This is a genomic window from Ruegeria sp. BJ5, assembly GCF_056537865.1.
Genome location: NZ_JBQFSH010000005.1, coordinates 126,408 through 142,275, shown reverse-complemented (window position 1 = coordinate 142,275; position 15,868 = coordinate 126,408). Strand labels below are relative to the sequence as shown.

The 15,868-nt window shown below is 57.6% G+C and carries 15 protein-coding genes, 1 tRNA gene and 1 riboswitch; of the genes, 11 read left to right on the top strand and 5 right to left on the bottom strand.

What is annotated here, in order from left to right:
- Positions 1-209 precede the first annotated feature (209 nt).
- Together ACR0NY_RS16165 and ACR0NY_RS16160 are read right to left on the bottom strand one after the other, a co-directional pair.
- Positions 210-2,444 (bottom strand): CHASE2 domain-containing protein, encoded by a 2,235-nt coding sequence (locus ACR0NY_RS16165; RefSeq protein WP_367646369.1) that lies wholly within the window; start codon positions 2,442-2,444, stop codon positions 210-212.
- 38 nt (positions 2,445-2,482) lie between these two features.
- Positions 2,483-3,268, bottom strand: a complete 786-nt coding sequence (locus ACR0NY_RS16160; RefSeq protein WP_367646319.1) for a FecR family protein — start codon at positions 3,266-3,268, stop codon at positions 2,483-2,485.
- A 708-nt stretch (positions 3,269-3,976) separates the two neighbouring features.
- Here ACR0NY_RS16160 and ACR0NY_RS16155 point away from each other — a divergent pair.
- The 10 genes from ACR0NY_RS16155 (at position 3,977) to ACR0NY_RS16110 (ending at position 10,688) form a co-directional block, all read left to right on the top strand.
- Positions 3,977-4,066 (top strand) — tRNA-Ser (locus tag ACR0NY_RS16155).
- Positions 4,067-4,443: 377 nt separating this feature from the next.
- A riboswitch (cobalamin riboswitch) is annotated at positions 4,444-4,651 on the bottom strand.
- A gap of 683 nt (positions 4,652-5,334) precedes the next feature.
- Entirely contained in the window at positions 5,335-5,634 is a 300-nt protein-coding gene (locus tag ACR0NY_RS16150; RefSeq protein WP_170342363.1) for a hypothetical protein, read from the top strand.
- A gap of 61 nt (positions 5,635-5,695) precedes the next feature.
- Positions 5,696-5,962: a hypothetical protein gene (locus tag ACR0NY_RS16145; protein ID WP_170342366.1), complete on the top strand. Its 267-nt coding sequence runs from the start codon at positions 5,696-5,698 to the stop codon at positions 5,960-5,962.
- Positions 5,959-6,297: a hypothetical protein gene (locus ACR0NY_RS16140; protein WP_170369882.1), complete on the top strand. Its 339-nt coding sequence runs from the start codon at positions 5,959-5,961 to the stop codon at positions 6,295-6,297. The genes ACR0NY_RS16145 and ACR0NY_RS16140 overlap by 4 nt, the downstream gene beginning before the upstream one ends.
- Positions 6,298-6,352: 55 nt before the next feature.
- Complete coding sequence (locus ACR0NY_RS16135; RefSeq protein ID WP_170369884.1) at positions 6,353-6,967, top strand: hypothetical protein; 615 nt, start codon at positions 6,353-6,355, stop codon at positions 6,965-6,967.
- A gap of 52 nt (positions 6,968-7,019) precedes the next feature.
- Positions 7,020-7,325 carry a hypothetical protein gene (locus ACR0NY_RS16130; RefSeq protein WP_170342371.1) on the top strand — a complete coding sequence of 102 codons (306 nt, stop codon included), beginning with the start codon at positions 7,020-7,022 and terminating at the stop codon, positions 7,323-7,325.
- 42 nt (positions 7,326-7,367) lie between these two features.
- Positions 7,368-7,541, top strand: coding sequence for a hypothetical protein (locus ACR0NY_RS16125; RefSeq protein ID WP_170342373.1), 174 nt, complete (start codon positions 7,368-7,370; stop codon positions 7,539-7,541).
- Between the two features lie 118 nt (positions 7,542-7,659).
- Positions 7,660-8,304 carry a protein-tyrosine phosphatase family protein gene (locus ACR0NY_RS16120; protein WP_170342375.1) on the top strand — a complete coding sequence of 215 codons (645 nt, stop codon included), beginning with the start codon at positions 7,660-7,662 and terminating at the stop codon, positions 8,302-8,304.
- 19 nt (positions 8,305-8,323) lie between these two features.
- Complete coding sequence (locus ACR0NY_RS16115) at positions 8,324-9,757, top strand: hypothetical protein (protein WP_170369886.1); 1,434 nt, start codon at positions 8,324-8,326, stop codon at positions 9,755-9,757.
- A gap of 67 nt (positions 9,758-9,824) precedes the next feature.
- Positions 9,825-10,688 carry a metallophosphoesterase family protein gene (locus ACR0NY_RS16110; protein ID WP_367646372.1) on the top strand — a complete coding sequence of 288 codons (864 nt, stop codon included), beginning with the start codon at positions 9,825-9,827 and terminating at the stop codon, positions 10,686-10,688.
- Here ACR0NY_RS16110 and ACR0NY_RS16105 read toward each other — a convergent pair whose 3' ends face one another.
- The gene (locus ACR0NY_RS16105; RefSeq protein ID WP_170369890.1) at positions 10,689-11,447 is read right to left on the bottom strand and encodes a DUF4956 domain-containing protein; all 759 of its coding nucleotides are present in this window, start codon (positions 11,445-11,447) and stop codon (positions 10,689-10,691) included.
- A 195-nt stretch (positions 11,448-11,642) separates the two neighbouring features.
- On the opposite strand from ACR0NY_RS16105, the gene ACR0NY_RS16100 reads away from it, so the two are divergent.
- The gene (locus tag ACR0NY_RS16100; RefSeq protein ID WP_170369892.1) at positions 11,643-12,557 is read left to right on the top strand and encodes an SdiA-regulated domain-containing protein; all 915 of its coding nucleotides are present in this window, start codon (positions 11,643-11,645) and stop codon (positions 12,555-12,557) included.
- Positions 12,558-12,733: 176 nt separating this feature from the next.
- On the opposite strand, the gene gyrB is transcribed toward ACR0NY_RS16100, so the two are convergent.
- Positions 12,734-15,151 (bottom strand): DNA topoisomerase (ATP-hydrolyzing) subunit B, encoded by a 2,418-nt coding sequence (gene gyrB, locus ACR0NY_RS16095; RefSeq protein ID WP_170369894.1) that lies wholly within the window; start codon positions 15,149-15,151, stop codon positions 12,734-12,736.
- Between the two features lie 125 nt (positions 15,152-15,276).
- Positions 15,277-15,849 carry a TetR/AcrR family transcriptional regulator gene (locus tag ACR0NY_RS16090; RefSeq protein WP_170369896.1) on the bottom strand — a complete coding sequence of 191 codons (573 nt, stop codon included), beginning with the start codon at positions 15,847-15,849 and terminating at the stop codon, positions 15,277-15,279.
- Positions 15,850-15,868: the final 19 nt, after the last annotated feature.

Here is a 15,868-nt window from a genome sequence, read left to right as displayed (position 1 = left end):
CTTCACTGTCGCCCCGGTTGAAATCGGGCATCAATGTGTCATCCCGATTGGGAATGTGGATCAGTCTCGAGTGTATCGAAGTTTTAGTTCGTGATTTTGTAGATAGTATTCGAGGGGGCGAGACTGAGAACCCTGTCCGATCGAAACGGGTCGTGCCTTTGAAAAAAGGCGCGGCCCGTTTTGACTCTGCGGCTCGCAATGGGTCCCTGTCATCCCGGAAACCGGTGCACGTTGCCATGATGACTGAACATCGCCTGGCCCGAGCGGATGTCGAACCGGAAATCAGCCGACCTTCCCGGCAAGGCCGCATAGAACGCGCGCAGGCCCGGTTCGACCAAGCCTGCTTGGGCGCTGCAGGCTTCGCTCAAGCGCTGTATTTCGTCGTGAGACCGCCGTGCACGTATCGCAGTGATCAGATCCTGATGCATCTCCTGCAGCTTCTGGAAATCCGCGCTATGGGCCAACGCGCTGTCACCGACCAAAGCAAAAATCGGCTCCAGTTCGGTCTTGCCTTTCAGATGAACAAGCCCTGCTTCGAGCATCGCGAGATCGGCGCCAGCGGCCTGTGAGACTGAGCTTGAGATCAGGATGTCATATTCGACCTGGCGGCAACTTTGCTCGATTCGAGCGGCGACGTTGACCACATCTCCGATCACCGTGTAGTTGAATCGCCGCCGCGAGCCGATGTTGCCGACACAGGCCATTCCCGTGGCGCATCCTGTCGCCAATGCGATCGGAGGATGCCCGCGCATCGTGTCCGATGCGTTGAACTCGGCCAGAGCTCGCCGCATCTGCAACGCAGCCTGCGCCGCCAGAAGCGGGTGCCGTTCCACCGGAACCGGCGCGTTCCAGAACGCCATGACCGCATCCCCGATGAATTTGTCGATGGTGCCTTTTTCGTGCAGGATCCGGTCTCCGATGACCGAGAACAGTTCATTGAGCAGCGCGACCAGGTCCGTGGCCGACACCCGCTCGGACAATGGTGTAAACCCGCGAATGTCCGAGAACATGACCGTGATTTCCTGCGTTTCACCACCCAGTTGCAGTTCGTGTCCGGTTGCATCCATCTCGTCCAGGATCTCGGGCGCGACATAGTGCGAGAAGATCCGCCGGATCACCCGCTTTTCCCGCTCGGTCGATATGAACAGATAACCGGACAACAGCCCGAAATTGGCCATCCCGCCGGCAAGCGGGAAGGTTGCATCGAACAGCACGGACTGGTTCTGAAACGCCAACCAACTGACCCCGACAACCACGGCCGCCGCGATGCCGCCGGCCATGAACGAGGCAACCGCACCAAAACTGGACATGACGACCGTGACGACGACTCCCAGGATGATGAAAGCCAGAAGCTCGAGGGCGGCGGTGACATCCGACCGGGTCAGCATGTCGCCCAGCAGCGCCTGCTCGATGACTTGGGCGTGGATGGAGACGCCGGGAACGGACTCTCCCAACGCAGTCTGATGCATGTCGAACAGACCTGCCGCCGACGTTCCGATCAATACGATCCGGCCTTCGATCTGGCTGCGCAGAACCGAATCGTCTGCGGATTGCAGTATGTCATTGGCCGACAGGTAGAGTCCGGGATCATCCGGTCTGTACCTGACCCAGACCTCTCCGTTTTCCGTTGTGGGCAGGACCAGACCCGCCAATTCGACCGACAGGACGATGCCGGACTCGCCCTGTGCCCCTTCGATGAAGATCACCGGCTCGCCCGTCGCGACCCTCAGAGCCTCCAGTCCAAGGCCGGGCAGAACACCGCTTGGCCCCTGCCACAAGACCGGAACCCGACGCACCACGCCCGTGCCGCCCAAAGGTGAAACATTCACACCGCCGATCCCAGTTGCATCCCGGTCCAGCGGTGGCGCCAGCGGAGTCCAGTGGGGCACGGACACCAGCCCGGCGGCCGGGTTTTCGCCGATCTCCACGATTCCGGCCTTCGGGGCAATGTCCTGATCCCCTCCGGTCAACCGTGCTGCTACACCCATCACGACGGGCCAGTTCGAAACCTCGGCCCCGAACAAGATGTCATTGTCCAGCTGGGCGGCCTCCTCTTTGGCGCTGAGAATGTCAGCCAGGGCCGGATCACTCAGCAGCCGCGACGGTGAGTACCGATCGGGCTCGGCGAACAACATGTCAAAGGCGATTGAAGCGGCGCCATACTCGCCCAAACGCTCGACCATCTGCGTCAACAGGGTCCGGGGCCAGGGCCATTGGCCCCAATTCTCGAGCGACGTTTCGTCGATATCGACGACCCGGACCGGCAAATCGGGATCGAAGGCGCGCGGGGACAACCGCTGCAACACGTCGAAAAAGATCAGCCGGGACATGCGGACCGGATAAGGGTCCAGTACCCGCAGCAGACAACCAAACAGGATCAGACCCAGGCCCACCAGCCGAAAAGCACGGCGCCGTCCGGCTTTCTCGTGCTGCCTGACACTCACGTCAACCTCTGCTCGCCGGCAACGACATGGACAACGCTCTAGCCATCGCCGCCGGACCCAAAGACACCGCCGCCAGTATCCCGCCGATCATCGACAGTTTCGGGCCGGTCGCCCGGCCTGTCGAACTGCCCGACCGGATCCGGTTGTTCGGGCGGCGCGGCAACCGCTGCCTTGACCTGCCTCTGCGGCGGAGCGGACCGGCGCGGTTCGGGCGCGTCCGATTTTGCGCGCGGCGCAGGTTGGGATTCACCCGAGCACCCTTCGACATCCACCTGCAAAGGCGGCTTGAGGTCTTTCTGCGACTGAATGAAAGGAAAACCGCTGACCACGGCCTTGTCATACATCGCCTGATCGACCGGGCGCCCGACCGCACCACGCTGGCTGGTTGCATACAAGCTGCAAATCCGACCCGTTGATCGGCAAGAGCCGCCGAGGCCACACATCTGAACCGTGCCGTGCAGCACGAGCATCGCGCTTTGGTTTCCCGGCGCGATCCACATGTCAAATACCGTGCCCCGCACCGCCATGGTGGCCGTCGGCGTCTTGATGGAGTAGGCGCCTTTCCTGCTTTTGCCCGAGATGAACCGGAAGCTTCCACCCAGCGCCTCGACAGCAAAGCTTTTAGCCTTGCGGTTGCCGCGCAACATCTTCACGTCCAGAACCATCCGCGCATTGGGACCAACCGCGATCTTCGTGTCATCCACAAAGACAAGCTGAACCACGCCATTCGCATCCGTGACGATCGAGTCGCCGGACAACACCTCCATCCCATTACGCAGGGGCAGCGTTTTGCCGCCACGGGTCACGTCCGCCCCCTGTTTCACGCTGATTACGGTTCCTATGTTTGCCCAGCTGAGGGCAGGAACGCAAAGAACGAAAAAACCAACCAGAACAATCTTCAACCAAGCCAAAATGCCAGCCCTTCCCCCAAAGGTTACTGTCGAGCGCGGATGCGCTCACTGCCCGGCCAGCCTCTGAAACTGTTTTTTGGATCAATCAAAATGACTAAAATCTTAGCAAATATGCATCCATTGGCATGTAATTGGCAAGTTTTCTGTTCTTATGCCTTTTCAGCGGACAAGTTGAGCCGCCGAGTTTACGCGAAAGAAACGGCCGTTTCTGCAACTCAAACCACCTGACACTGGCACTCCAGCAGGGCCCTTCTCAACGCCAAAGGCAGGTGGCCTCTCCAGTTTATTCAGCCGTTCACGACACCCATCCTCTCGGTAATGCAGTTCCCCGCCGCACCTGGTTCGCCTTTCTTATTGTGTCCGATTACGTACTCTGGCCGCGCGTACATTCTCAGGCCAAGTGACGTTGGGATGGCGAAACCAAATCGAAGCAGAACGCGAATCCACGCATGTTTCTTGGAAATCCCGCGGCACGAATTGGTCGCCACGCCTTGGCCGAAACGGGTGCAGACCTAAGCGATTCCAAGCGTTTTCAAGGGTTTCGCCCAATCCGGCAAAAAATTCCGGTGGTACAGGAATTGGCCTTGTATTTCCGTCGCTTGCACGGCTATACCCGTCGGCGGAGACGTGGCCGAGTGGTCGAAGGCGCTCCCCTGCTAAGGGAGTAGGCGGGAAACCGTCTCGAGGGTTCGAATCCCTTCGTCTCCGCCATTACCCATTGATATGGCTAAAATAGTGAAGCGCTCGCTTCCAAGTTCTACACTTTTGCTGCGCGCCTTCGCCGGTGCTCCGCCAGCTTCAAGCACCGTTTGGCAGATGATCCGGCCATGCAGGCGGCACCGGAAACGTCAAAACCTGTCAAACCGTCGTCTTCGGCCAGCGCGGCGCGCAATCGTCCGATCAGGTCAGGCCCGGGGCGCACGGCTGCACCCTTGGATCGGCAAGATAGGCAAACCGAGATGTGATGTGTTGATTGTCGGTTCATTTCGGCCTCCGCGAAATCGCGGGCCGGACAGGGAACCAGTCATGTCAGCGGCGTAAGCCGAAAATGCCATCTTGGCCTCCTTCCGAGACACCCCGCCCGGGTTGAGTTGCGTTTGATGATGGCAGGTCTCCTGACTCGCGGTGTATGGCTTGCCCCGCCTTCCCAGACCTATCGGCCCAGTGGCATCCGGGGGTCGCACACCGCCTACAGTTGCGGGGGCAGTCACGGAATTGGCGTCAGAACGGCGCCGCACCGTATTCCCTTTTACCCGACCGCCAAAACGATCGGGAACCATCAGCGCCAATCTCATCCATGAATCGGGTTGCACTGTCAACGACGTTCTGGGTGGGCGCGTGATCGAGGAATCCAAGCGCCCGTTCAGCACCAGCTGAGCGATAGGCCGTGCGGCGAACTACGGTGTTTCAACCAAGTGGATTCGGATAGCCCGGAAGGCCCGGAGACGCAGCGGCGCAAGCGGGTAGATTGCAAAACCTCCGTGAGCGGCCTCGCCTTTTCCCTTTGAATGCAGAATCCTATCGTCGGCAAACATACGAAAATTTACGCGCGGAAAAATCATTGATTTATCCTGTGATTGATTCAAAAATACGAATTCGACACAACTTTAGCTTTACCTCCGTTGTTGTCGCTGTCGCCCGTTTCGTCGGGCCCTTCCGACTGCTGGAGTGAGTGCTGGCGGTCGGAAGGCATTTCACGAAGATAAGCGTTGGGAGGACGCGGTGCCCGGACTTAACGTAAGATCCCTCCCTCGAAAGTTCGCTCCGGCTTTTGCCCATGACGTAATTGCGTCAGCACGCTTTGTTCACGGTCCCGGGGATCAGCAGAAATCCTGTCTGCCAGCCACGTCATTGGCGACAGACTTTTTTGGAACGGGAATTACCAGACCGGGGTATGCTCGAATGACTGCATAGACGTGAGAGCGCGAAAAAGAGGCCACCTATTCCACATGTATCGACAAACCCAAGAGGAGAAGAAAGTGATTAACAAAGTCATGATGATTTCAGGCGCGACGTGTTTCGCACTACTATCGGCCTGTGACGATACGAGCACGTCAAGTGCATCCGCCGAACTGACGCCCGCTCAACAGGCGTGTCTGCGAGACGTGGCCAAAACAACAAACAATTCGCAAGTGGTCGTGCTCTCATCCGCGTTCAGCGAGGCTGGAACACAAGTCACCGTTGGGGTTGGAGAGGATCGGGCTCCGTGGAATTGTATTGCCTACAGTGATGGCGCGACAGCCGGTATTGAGTTCCTGGGCGACGAAGGCGCGTTGTGACCGGTTTGATGCGTAGCCGAAATCGGCTGCGCAGCGCTGGCTTGATACTCTGAGGTCCGGCATGGTCTGCAGAATAACCATCATCGCGTTTGCGACCCTTTACCTGTTGGCGTTGTTTGCGTTCCTGACCGGTACCTTTGGCTGGTTCGGACAGGAACGAGACCCGTTGTCCGGCGTGTTCCTTTTGCCGCTGGGACTGCCCTGGGTACTTGCCGTGGACTTTTTCTCAGAGTCGGCCAAACCGTGGCTCGCGGCAACTGCACCGGTGCTCAACCTGTTGGCACTGGTTTTGATATGCAGATGGGCACGCGGTTTGCGCCAGGAATGAAGGCGGAACTCTTTCCCGCAAAATTGGAGGAAAACATGGGAAAAGTGATCTTGGGGCTTGTGATCGGGCTCATCCTCGGCGTGGTTGGAGCGATGACCTTGGGCGGCGGGGCCGCGATGGGTGTCGGCGTTGCGACAGGCTTGTCCGCCGGTGTGTGCACCACATTGAAGGGAGCCCAGGCCGAGAACCTGATCACCGCCGAGCAAGCAGATCAGATCCTCAATCGCGTGAATTCCGAAATGGCGTCATTGCAAGGAATTGAAACGACTGACGAGATCGTCGGCAGCGCACAGGCATGCGACGAGTTTCTGGCAGAGTTGCGGGAAGCGCAGTGAGGTTTCTGCTCACCGGAAACATAACATTTACGATAAACCGACAGAGGACCTGCTTATGAAACGCAGTTTTTTGAACCTTCTAACTCCCGCCCTTGCGATCAGCGGAACAGCCGCCCTGGCCATGTCAGACGCCGACGACGCGTGTATCGACCATCTGCGGCAGGTCGGTGGACCGGACGGTCAGTCCGGCACGATCGAAAGCTCACAGTTCTCGGAAGCCGGCACGCTCGTCATGCTGCGTGACGCGGGCGGAACACTTTGGCGCTGCATTGCGTACAAGGACGGAAGCATTGGCGAGATGTCGGTTGTCGAGGCGATGGACGATGGTGGCGGAGCCATGGACGGCGCTGCCGGGTCGACAAGTAGCCAGCGCGTAAAATTCGATGCCGGGTCCACCGGCGCCGAGCTCGTCGGCCAACTCGCGCCAGGGGAATCGCAGCAATACGTTCTTGGCGCGAAGAACGAACAGTTTCTTTACGTCCGCGTTGCTCCGCAAAATGGCTCTTTGGACTACGTCATTCGCAACCCCGATGGGTCGGAACTGTTGGGATTGATGTCTGCGGACAAGGAGTATCGCGGACAGCTGTGGCAATCCGGCGATCATGTTGTCGAGGTCATCAACCGCGGCAACTCTGCCGTCGACTACAACGTCATTTTTGGAATTGAGTAGGTGATCGACCTGAAACCCTGAACCGCATTTCCAAAACAATCAGGAAGAACAGATGAAATCCAAGATCCTATTGGTGATCGGCGCGGTCAGTGCCTCTGTGCTTGCAGGATGCGACGAAAGTGGCGGATCAGTGGACGCAAGTGCACCGGTTGTGGGCAGCTCCAGCGATCTTTCGTCATTTGAAGGGGCAAGAGCAGGTCAGGCTGAAATGGGCATTCAAAGTCTCGGGTTTGAACTCATCCGAAGCGAAGGGCTGACCTCGTACTGGTTCAACAAGGAGACCGGTGCTTGTGCTCGGATCACGACATCTGAGGGAAGATACTCGGACGTAGCGATGCTGCCGTCAGGTGACTGCTGACACGCATTCATCAATCCCAAATCTGCAAAAAGGAGCTTCAACTTGCATTTCGATCTGGCACATGCGGCAGTTATCGTTGTCGCCTTGATCATCACCAACCTGGCGTTGAAATCGGCCGGCGTGATCAACGAAGAAAACAAACACCAATGGAACTGGAAAGCTTTTCTGGCCTACTTCGTGGTCATATTTATCATCAATCTGGTGTGGCCGATCTAAGGCTTCAGGGCGGCAAGCCAACCGCCGATCTGACCTGGTTACCGTGAACGCGCCTCTCGGCGGGACTGCCGGCAGGAAAAGCGTGAGCATCGCTGGCTGAAAACAGAAAGGAATACGCATGCGGTTTTTGACATCCCTCATATTCATCGGTGTTCTGGCAACCGCGGCGAATTCTGACGTCACCAGTCGAAACGGTGGCCCAAGCAACAGCCAGATGCTTTCTAAGGGCAGCGACGGAGGCGTCGATGGCATCGCTTTCTTTCGCCCAGTCCTAAGCGGGGTTTTGTATCGCTCTGGCTTCAAGGGCGGCGACAAGGGTCGAACGGGTCTGAGTGACGCTCAGCGCGAAACACTTTGCGATGAAGGGTTTTCAACCGGGTTTTACGCGGATTTCGGCAAGAACACCGAATACGGCCGCACCAGCTGTGGGAACGGAGCCTTTGACTATCAGAGCGCCAGATCGTCCCGACCTAGCACTGTCATGGCCACCATACACGAGGTGATTGAGAATCCTGGAAAGGGTCCTGTCCTGGTGCACTGTATGTGGGGCGTTCATTCCTCAGGCGCGTTGTCGGCAATGGCACTTGTTCAGTTTTGCGGTTGGACGGAAGAAAGGGCCAAGGAGTATTGGAATGATGCCCGAAACGGGGCCCCATGTTCGGGCGGGTGTGACCAGTGGATTGACTCCAAATTCTCCAACTTCAGTGTCGACCCCAGTTTGAAGATCTCCGCCGAACAACAGGCCGCGATTTGCCCCAAATGATATCGGGAGGACTAACTAAATGAGGTTCAATCTTCTGGGGTTACTGGCTTTAATTGCACCCACTGCCTCGTGGGCGAGCGACGATGTTCGCGGAGAGGCCACGACATTTTTTAGCCCCAATGGTGTTACGGAACGCTGCATTCGGATCGAAAAAGTCCCAATGGGCGAGTACAAGAACAGCGATCTTGAGGAAGAAACTGCCTATTGCGAGATCGATTTCTATGCACCCGAAATCGCTATTTGTCCAAAAACCTGGAGCACCAGCCCAGGAATGGCCGTCTACGATATTTCGGAAGGACCCTACGTGCGGAACCGCTCTGAGTTCGAGAGAAACGCTTGCAAAGAGGGCAAGTCGGCAAAAGAACTGGCCAAGGGCAGAGTGGCCAAATTCAAATCCACCATGAACCAGAAGGGTACAAGCGGAACGTTTTCCACCTCGTCGCTGCTCTACTACCATTTCTCAAGGTATTTCGACGCGACGGTGAAAGTTCCGGTGGCGGTCTGGCGCAGCATGGACGCTCAGGCGCATCTTACCGAGGTTGCAGAGCCCGGCCTTGCGATTTCCGGTGGATCTCATGGCGGGCGCATGAACCATGAAGGCTGGCGGGTCTTCGTGGCAGCGGATGCCAACCCGAACTCATACCAACCGACGGATGATCTGTTCACCGCAGATCGAACGCAGATTTACGGTGTCCTGCTTGATAGCCCGGGTCATCGCTACGGCTCGGAAATCAACGGCACCCGTAAATCCGGTTGGGGCAAAGGCCAAAATCGCGATTTTCAGGAAACACCCGCTTTCCTGGCCTTGCGGTCGTCAAAACCCTTGCCCGAGGCCATTGCAGAGGGCGTCAGGGAAGGCCGAAAGGATCGGCAGATCAACAAGGACCTTGGGCCCGATGTCAGCGACCAGCAGATGGCATTCTGGATGCAGGAGCTTACCGAGATTGTTCTGCTCGACTTCATCTTCAGCCAGCAGGACCGTGTGGGAAACATTGATTTCACGCCCTACTGGTATTGGGTCGAGGACGGAAAACTCAAACACAAGAAAACGAAGCACCATCAGCCGAATGATGGAGACGTTCCCGCCGACGCAATATTGATCCGTCGCAGCAATCTGAACGACAACGATGCCGGTGGGCGCGTCGAATATGCCAACTTTGCAAAATCCACTCAGATGCTGGAGAAAATGAGGCATTTCTCTCCAAACACATACCGGCGGCTGGTTGCGTTGAACAGTGACCTTCAAACGCAAGGCCCGGTTTACGGCTGGTTGTCACAAAGCTTTGGGTTGTCGGACCGTCAGATTGCGCAGGTCGTCAAAAACACTGCGCTGGCAACATCCATCCTCAAGAGCAATTGTGCCAAAGGCGATCTGGTGTTTGACTTGGACCCTGTCACATTCTTTTTGAACAAAAATACCGAGGCGGAGGGCCTGGACTGCAATGATCCGTAAGCGTTCGATCACTGTCGCGGCGGTCGTTTGGACGGTCGTGCTCGCCTGCAAAGCGGCCGCTTTGGACGTGATCGTCATATCGGATCTGAACGGCAGCTATGGCTCGGTCAAATACGATGCCCGCATCGAAAAGGCGATCAAGCGGATAATCGAGATTGATCCCGATCTGGTGATTTCGACGGGCGATATGGTCGCCGGACAGCGCATCCCCAACCTTTCAGACAAACAGGTCAGAGAGATGTGGAAGGCGTTTCACATGGCGGTATCCGACCCGCTGGAGGCTGCCGGAATTCCATTTGCGGTCACGCCGGGAAACCATGATGCGTCGGCCTATCGCGGGTTCGAGCGCGAGAGAAAAATATACGCCGAGGAATGGGGCCCGAGAAAACCAAACGTCAACTTCCTGATGTCGGATGACTATCCGTTCTTCTACGCGTTTGAAATGCAGGGGATAACCTTTGCATCTTTGGATGCCACGACCCTTGGGCCACTATCCGGCGATCAGCCGGACCAACTTGTGCAACTTGGGGCAGGTGGAGACCCGATTGTCACGTTCAGCCACCTCCCGCTGTGGCCGTTTGCGATCCAGCGCGAACGCGAAATCATCGGTGACCCGACGCTTGAAAGAATCTATCTGCAAAGCGGCGTCGTTCTGCACCTGTCTGGACACCATCATGCTTTTTACCCTGGCTGGAAAGACGGCGTGGCCTATGTTTCGCAAGCTTGCTTGGGTGGTGGCCCGCGGCGGCTAATCGGTGATCGCGCCAGGTCACCTCACAGTTTCACGCATGTAACCTTCCAGCCGAACGGAGAGTTTGGGATAGCAGTATATCGAGGGCCGGATTTCGAAAGGTCTGTCGACTTCAAGTCGCTCCCGAAAGAGATCAGATCCCCGAATGCGGTGTTGAAACGTTTAGACCTTGTGAAATGACTAGAAGCTGAGTTTCAACTCGACTTTTTCGGGGACCAAATCGTTTATCATCTCTTCGATGCGGGCCTCGGAAAGTCCACCCGAGGTAATGAAAAGCAATGAAATTCGGGATTTGCCGGGAACGTGGTGTTTTCTGATCAGCTTCCAGCCGGCGTCGGCTGCCATGGCTTCAATGGCGCTGCTGACGTTCAATGAGTGCTCCTCGTCCGAAGCCTTAAGCGATATTTCAACGCCCTTGTTTCGCCCTCCGAGCCAAATGAAACACCAACAGACAACCGCCACCAATGTGGCCATCAGCGGCAGGCCCAACCCGACCGCAAGCCCAAGAACGGTTACGACGATCAATTCGACAGTGTCTATCGGATCATCCAAATTGGAGCGAAACCTGAGCAACGCTCCGATGCCGAAGATAACGAACCCGATCATTGACCCGTGCTGGACGACCAGGAACCCCACCGCCATGCCGATCAGCGCATATAGGAAGAAAAGCCTGGGCATGACGATGTCGCCGACACTTCTACGGGCTTTGCGCCGCACCGGATGAAAGACGATCAAGCCGGCCAGAATGATCGTGACCAGCACATCAAGAGAAAAGAAATACAGTTCCTGTTTGCCGCGAAACTGGATCCATCTGCGTTCGATCAGAATTTCCGATTCCGATGCCCCGGCAAGCATCGTTGCCGGGTCGATTTGCGACATCGCCGCAGCGGGCAACAGCAGCATCAACAACACAGTCACAAACGGGAAAATCGTATTCAACTCATCGTCCTTCCTGCTTGTGCCCAGACAGTACACGTCATCACGCGCAAATCGCGCCCCTTACAAGTCAATCCCAACAAGGAGGATCAGGTAAAGAGTTCAAAGCGCATTCTTCCGACATCACAGACAAATTGTGATACGAATGCGATAATGGGGTGTGTTCCACACACGAGAAAACCGAAGGGCAGAAAGCACGTGTTTCCGTCAAGACCTGAAGTTTCACGGCGCTTCTGCAAATTTGGCGGATCCGCTCTTGCGGCCAGCTTCCTAGTGACAGCGTTTTTGCCTTGGAGTGGCTCTGCCTTTGCAAAAAGTGCTGATCTGGTTCTGGTCGATAGATTCAAAGTCGCGGATAAATCTAAGGGATTTTCCGAACCTTCCGGTTTGTCGCTGTCCAATGCTGAAGGCTTCTTGTGGTCTGTAAGCGACGCTGAGCCGAAACTGCACCTACTTGGAGTCGACGGAGTATTGGGAAACTCCTTCCATTTGCCGCCTTTGGCCGGATCAGATTTGGAGGGCGTCGCGTCGCGAAAAGACGGGTCAGTTTTGCTCCTTCAGGAAACCGATCGATCGATATTGGTCGTTCAACCAACCGACCCTATCCAACTGACAAGGGTCCCACTTGCGTCCCTCAAGGGGTACCCGGCCGCTGCCGAACTGCTTGTCGGCAACCCGCTGAACAAGGGGCCTGAGGGCATCACCGTCGACCCGGACACTGGGCGAGTATTCGTTGTCATTGAAGGACAACCGCGTCTGTTGCTGGTTGTCTCACCGGACCTGACTGAAATTCAGGAAGTCATCCCTTTGGATCGTGGATCTGGTTTTGTCTCGGATCGCGTGAATGACGATGAACTGGATGTAAGCGGTTTGGCTTGGTCCGTGTCGGGTGTGCTGTGGATTCTCAGCGACAAGGGACGCCAGATCTTTTTGTACGATCCAGAGATGAGAACAGCAGATACGATCGAACTGACGTATATGAAAAATGGAGACCGAAAGGTCGTGAAGCACCCCGAAGGGATCGCCTTGGATGAGGCCAAAGGGCTTCTCTACATCCTCACGGACGATGCCGAGAAATCGCGCCTGTACGTTTTCAATATCCCTGAGTTTTGATCGCTACTGTACGGAACTCGCCCCGTACGGATGACTTAGCCAAGAAAGCCCGCATTGGGTCCAACTTCCTTGATCCGCGCCACTCAGAACCGCTCCCAGGCCACGTTTTTTGGCCGTAGGAGCGTCCCGAGCAAAACTGCCGTCAGTTGAGCCGGTTCAGCCGTCTTGCGAAGTGACTAGAAATCCAGGTTTTCCACGCTCAGCGCATTTTTCTGGATGAATTCACGGCGCGGCTCGACCACGTCGCCCATCAGCTTGGTGAACAAGTCATCGGCCTCGACCATGTCATCGACACGCACCTGCAGCAATGTCCGCGCATCCGGATCCAGCGTAGTTTCCCACAGCTGATCGGGGTTCATCTCACCCAGGCCCTTGTAGCGCTGGAGCGACAGGCCTTTTTCGCCCTCTTCCAATATGGCGCGCAGCAGATCCAGCGGGCCGTGGATGGCCTGCGACCGGTCGCGGCGGACCAACGTGGCCGGCAGGTTGTAGACGTCCTGCAGGCTCTGGGTAAAGCTGCCTGTCTTACGTGCCTCGCCGGAACGCAGCATCGGACCGTCCAGCGTGCGGACTTCCTCGACGCCGCGCAGGATGCGCGCCAGTCGGATACCGTGATCCTGAGTGATCCGGCCTTGCCAGCCCCGCTCGTATTCCAGCGCTATCAGGTCCAGCCGCGCCGCGACCTTGTCGGCCACGCCCTGCAGGTCGGCATCCACCGCCCCGGGCACAAACGCCCCGGCAACGGCGGCCTGTTCAAGGATGTGGCGCGGATAATGCGTCGGGAAGGCATCCAATACGCGCTTGAGCTGACGCGCCTCGTCCACCACACGGGTCAGATCCTGACCCACGATCTCTTCACCCGAGCCCAACTTGAGCACGGCGCCCTCGACACCCTGGTTGATCAGATAGTCGTCAAGCGCCGCCTGATCCTTCAGGTAAACCTCTGACTTTCCACGTGAAACCTTGTACAGCGGCGGCTGCGCGATGTAGAGATATCCACCTTCGATCAACTCGGGCATCTGACGGTAGAAAAACGTCAGCAGCAGGGTCCGGATATGTGCACCGTCCACGTCAGCATCGGTCATGATGACGATCTTGTGGTAGCGCAGCTTCGAGATGTCGAACTCGTCCCGGCCGATACCGGTGCCAAGCGCCATCACAAGGTTGCCGATTTCCTGGCTGGAAAGCATCCGGTCGAACCGCGCACGCTCGACGTTCAGAATCTTGCCGCGCAGGGGCAGAACCGCCTGCGTCAGACGATCGCGACCGGTCTGCGCTGATCCGCCGGCCGAGTCCCCCTCGACCAGGAAAACTTCGCTCTTGGCCGGGTCCTTCTCAGAGCAATCCTTGAGCTTGCCGGCCAGATAGTTGACGTCCATCGCCGTCTTGCGTCGGGTCAGTTCGCGGGCTTTCCTCGCCGCTTCGCGCGCCAAGGCGGCCTCGATGATCTTGCCGACGATGGTCTTGGCCTCGTTGGGGTTCTCCTCGAACCACTCGGCCAGTTTCTCGTTCATCAACCCTTCGACAGCCGGTCGCACTTCCGAGCTGACAAGCTTGTCCTTGGTCTGGCTGGAAAACTTCGGGTCAGGTACTTTGACGGATAGCACGCAGGTCAGGCCTTCGCGCGCATCATCGCCGGTGAAGCTGACCTTTTCCTTTTTCGCGATCCCGCTGGACTGTGCGTAGTTGTTGATCGTGCGGGTCAGCGCCCCACGGAAGCCAGCGACATGCGTGCCCCCATCCCGCTGGGGGATGTTGTTGGTAAATGGCAGGACGGTTTCGTGATAGCTGTCGTTCCACCACATCGCGATCTCGACCCCGATATCGTCGCGCTCGCCCTTGATATAGATGGGCTCGGGCATGGCCGGAGTTTTCGACCGGTCGAGGTATTTCACGAATTCCTTGACGCCGCCCTCGTAGAACAGTTCGGTCTCAAGCCGCTCGGCCGGCCGCTCGTCAATCAGGATGATCCGAACGCCCGAGTTCAGGAAGGCCAGTTCGCGCAACCGCTTCTCCAGCGTCTCGAACGAATACTCTAGGTTCGAAAACGTATTGGTCGAAGCCAGAAACCGCACCTCGGTCCCGGTCCGGTCGCCGCATTCGCCGACCACTTTCAGATGCTCCGAGGTTTCGCCGCCCTCAAACCGGGCGAAATGCTCTTTGCCGTTGCGCCAGATGCGCAGCTCCAGCCAATCGGACAGAGCGTTCACCACCGAAACGCCCACGCCGTGCAGACCGCCCGACACCTTGTACGAGTTCGAGTCGAATTTCCCGCCGGCGTGCAGCTGGGTCATGATGACCTCGGCCGCCGAGACGCCTTCTTCGGGGTGGATGTCCACCGGAATCCCGCGACCATTGTCGCTGACCGAGACGCTGGAATCGGCGTGAATCTTGACGGTCACATGGTCGGCGTGACCGGCCAGAGCCTCGTCAATGCCGTTGTCCACGACCTCGTACACCATGTGGTGCAGACCGGACCCGTCGTCGGTGTCACCGATATACATACCGGGGCGTTTGCGGACAGCCTCCAACCCCTTGAGAACCTTGATGGAATCTGCGCCGTATTCCTGATTTGCCTGTGCGTCTTCGGACATGCCGTCAGTACCTATATTATTTTGGTAAGTTATACGTTCTCTGGTGGGGAATGTCACGTCATCCCCCCAGATTTTGTGCCGGTTCTTTCAGCCGCGAGCCGAGCTGATCGGCCGACCTCAGACGGTCACAATCTATCCAGATCGGCGGCGATATCAGCAGCGATTTGGCGGGCATCGACATCGCCGCGCTCGGCCGACAGGCGCAGGCCCAAAAGGTCGGACTGATAGCGCGTCGCCAGCCGCTCGGGATCATGGTCGAGACCGATCTGCCCCTGCGCCTGCGCCTGCCGGAACAGATCGGCGAAACAGGCCTTCATCCGCGACAGATGGGTCGCGGCCAGTTGCGCCAGATCATGGTCCTTTGCGCTCAACTCGGCATAGGTCTTGGCCAGCATGCAGGCCTTTGCAGGCGCGTTCGCGGCCTCGACCACCAACTGCGGCTGGGTCTTGAGCGCACCCAGCGGCCCAAGCTCCTCGGCCAAGGCTTCAAGCCGGGCAACACCTTCATCCGCATAGCGTTCCAGCGTCAGGGCATACAAGGCGTTCTTGGACCCGAAGGCGGCGTAAAAGCTGCCTGGCTTCAACTTCAGCGCACGCTCGAGATCCTTCAGGGACGTGCCCGCCCAGCCCTGACGCCAGAACAGGTCTCGGGCCTGCGCGATCAGCGCGTCACGGTCATAGGCAGGTTTGCGGGGCATGTGATCACCAATTCTTGAA

Bases quoted from the DNA above. Each gene is read 5' to 3' on its own strand.
- ACR0NY_RS16145 (WP_170342366.1), top strand. From the start codon at position 5,696: ATGGTCTGCAGAATAACCATCATCGCGTTTGCGACCCTTTACCTGTTG.
- ACR0NY_RS16140 (WP_170369882.1), top strand. From the start codon at position 5,959: ATGAAGGCGGAACTCTTTCCCGCAAAATTGGAGGAAAACATGGGAAAA.
- ACR0NY_RS16135 (WP_170369884.1), top strand. From the start codon at position 6,353: ATGAAACGCAGTTTTTTGAACCTTCTAACTCCCGCCCTTGCGATCAGC.
- ACR0NY_RS16130 (WP_170342371.1), top strand. From the start codon at position 7,020: ATGAAATCCAAGATCCTATTGGTGATCGGCGCGGTCAGTGCCTCTGTG.
- ACR0NY_RS16120 (WP_170342375.1), top strand. From the start codon at position 7,660: ATGCGGTTTTTGACATCCCTCATATTCATCGGTGTTCTGGCAACCGCG.
- ACR0NY_RS16115 (WP_170369886.1), top strand. From the start codon at position 8,324: ATGAGGTTCAATCTTCTGGGGTTACTGGCTTTAATTGCACCCACTGCC.
- gyrB (WP_170369894.1), bottom strand. From the start codon at position 15,151: ATGTCCGAAGACGCACAGGCAAATCAGGAATACGGCGCAGATTCCATC.
- ACR0NY_RS16090 (WP_170369896.1), bottom strand. From the start codon at position 15,849: ATGCCCCGCAAACCTGCCTATGACCGTGACGCGCTGATCGCGCAGGCC.